2 protein-coding genes are annotated in these 2,005 nt (G+C 69.0%); both read right to left on the reverse strand.

What is annotated here, in order from left to right; translation table 11 throughout:
* Positions 1-1,131: aconitase X (locus Q0112_RS14545; RefSeq protein ID WP_297976496.1), on the reverse strand; the 1,131-nt coding region annotated here is incomplete at its 3' end.
* A 9-nt stretch (positions 1,132-1,140) separates the two neighbouring features.
* The gene (locus Q0112_RS14550; RefSeq protein ID WP_297976498.1) at positions 1,141-1,863 is read right to left on the reverse strand and encodes an amino acid ABC transporter ATP-binding protein; all 723 of its coding nucleotides are present in this window, start codon (positions 1,861-1,863) and stop codon (positions 1,141-1,143) included.
* Between the last annotated feature and the right edge of the window lie 142 nt (positions 1,864-2,005).

Genomic DNA, 2,005 nt, shown 5'->3' on the forward strand with positions numbered 1-2,005 from the left:
CGACAGCCCGCGCAGGAGCGGGATGCGATCGGGCGACTTCTCGCCCGCCAGATAGCCGACGAGCGGCCAGAAGGCGTCGTCGATCCCCCGCGGCAGCTCCACCTCGAGGATGCGCCGCGCCTTGCGGTGCCGGTCGAGATACACCCCGGCGAGCGGCGCCCGTCCGGTGAGCGCGATGCAGAGATCGAGGAAATCGGGATGCTTCGCCGTCCGCGCGCCGAGCACCGAGTTGGCAAAGACCACGGCGTTCGACTCGGCCCAGGCGATGACCTCGCCCGCCCGGGGCGCGTCGTCGAGAAGATAGGGCGAGCAGGTGAAGGTCGGCCGGCACCCCATGCGCACATAGGCGTCGGCGAGGCGCGCGGCGGCCGTGCCGAATGCCGGCGGAACGCCCTGCGCCTGCCAGTTCTCCCGGTCGACGGAGATGGCGTTCATCGTCGTCGGCACCCGAACCCGCGCGCCCATCTCGGCCATCCTCTCGGCGAAGACGAGATTGGCCGGGCTGGCATAAATACAGCCGTCGACATGCACCCGCGTCACGTCGACCAAGCGCTCCGCCCCCTGCTGCGCGGCCATGGCGCAGATGATCCGCATGGCCTGCGCAACCGCGGCGCCATCCCTCCCCTCAAGCATGGCGCGGTCGTCCGGCGTGAGGTCGAGGGCCGACGCCCCGCCGGCCGCGATCGGCACTGTCAGCCCCCCGGCCGTGATCGCGCCAGCCGAGATCTCCGCCGTCTCCGCCCGGGACAGGGCGGCGAAGACGTCCGCTGGCACCCGCAGCACCGGAAGTGGCCGGCCGAAGATCTCGGCGGCGATCAGCGCGCCGAGGGTCAGCACGTCCTCCGGCTCGGAGAAGACCAACGCCGCCGGCGCCCGGCCGTTGAGCACGAGATCGAGCAGCACGCCCGATCCGGTGCAGGAGCCCCGGCTCGTCGGCATCAACAGGATGCGGCCCGCGAGGCTCGTCCCGCAGAGCGGGTGATGGACGTCGATCACCTTGCCGGTGGCCGGATCGACCCCGCCCCAGAAGCTCAGCGCCTCCGAGGCGATCACCCGCCCGTTGGCGGTTCCGCCCAGGACGCGCCGCGCCTCGCCCGCGGCCCGGGCGCCTGCTCCATCGGCCGGTGCCACATTCCGCCCCTAATGCGTCGCCGCGAGGAACTTCTGCGTCTCGGGGTTCTGCGGCGCCGAGAAGAGCTGATCCGGCGGCGCGATCTCTGCTATGACGCCTTGGTGGAAGAAGGCGACCCGGTCCGACACTTCCCGCGCAAACTTCATCTCGTGCGTCACGCAGATCATCGTCATCCCCTCCGACGCGAGCATCCTGAGCGTGTCGAGGACCTCGCCCACCAGCATCGGGTCGAGCGCCGAGGTCACCTCGTCGAAGAGCATGTAGGACGGCGACATGGCGAGCGCGCGCGCGATCGCCATGCGCTGCTGCTGGCCGCCCGACATCCGGCTCGGATAGACCCCGAGCTTCTCGCCGAGCCCGACGTGGCGGAGCTGCTTCACCGCCACCTCCTCCGCCTTCGCCTTCGGCATCCGGAGCACCTTCCGCGGCGCCAGCATGACGTTCTCGAGCACGGTCAGGTGCGGGAAGGCGTTCCACTGCTGGAAGACGATTCCGATCTTGGTGCGAAGCTTGTTGAGGTCCGTCGATCTGGCATGCACCTCGGTCCCGTCCACCAGGATCCTGCCCGAGTCGATCGGCTCCAGCCCGTTGATGCAGGTCAGCAGCGTCGACTTGCCCGAGCCCGACCCGCCGATGACGGTGAGGACCTCGCCCTTGCTGACGGTGAGGTTGATCCCCTTGAGAACCTCCAGGGCGCCGAACGACTTGCGGACGTTCTCGATCTCAATCATTGGACCACCGTTTCTCCAGATACCCGCCGAAACGGGCGACGGGGAAGCTGATGAGGAAGTAGAAGAGGCCGCAGATCATCAGCAGGAACAGCGGCTCCTGCAGGCGGGTGATCAGGATCTGCGTCGATTTCAGCAGCTCCAC

It is taken from the genome of uncultured Amaricoccus sp., assembly GCF_937858865.1.
GTDB lineage: Bacteria > Pseudomonadota > Alphaproteobacteria > Rhodobacterales > Rhodobacteraceae > Amaricoccus.

Excerpts from the sequence above, each read along its gene's own strand:
- Q0112_RS14550 (WP_297976498.1), bottom strand. The coding sequence starts at position 1,863 with ATGATTGAGATCGAGAACGTCCGCAAGTCGTTCGGCGCCCTGGAGGTT.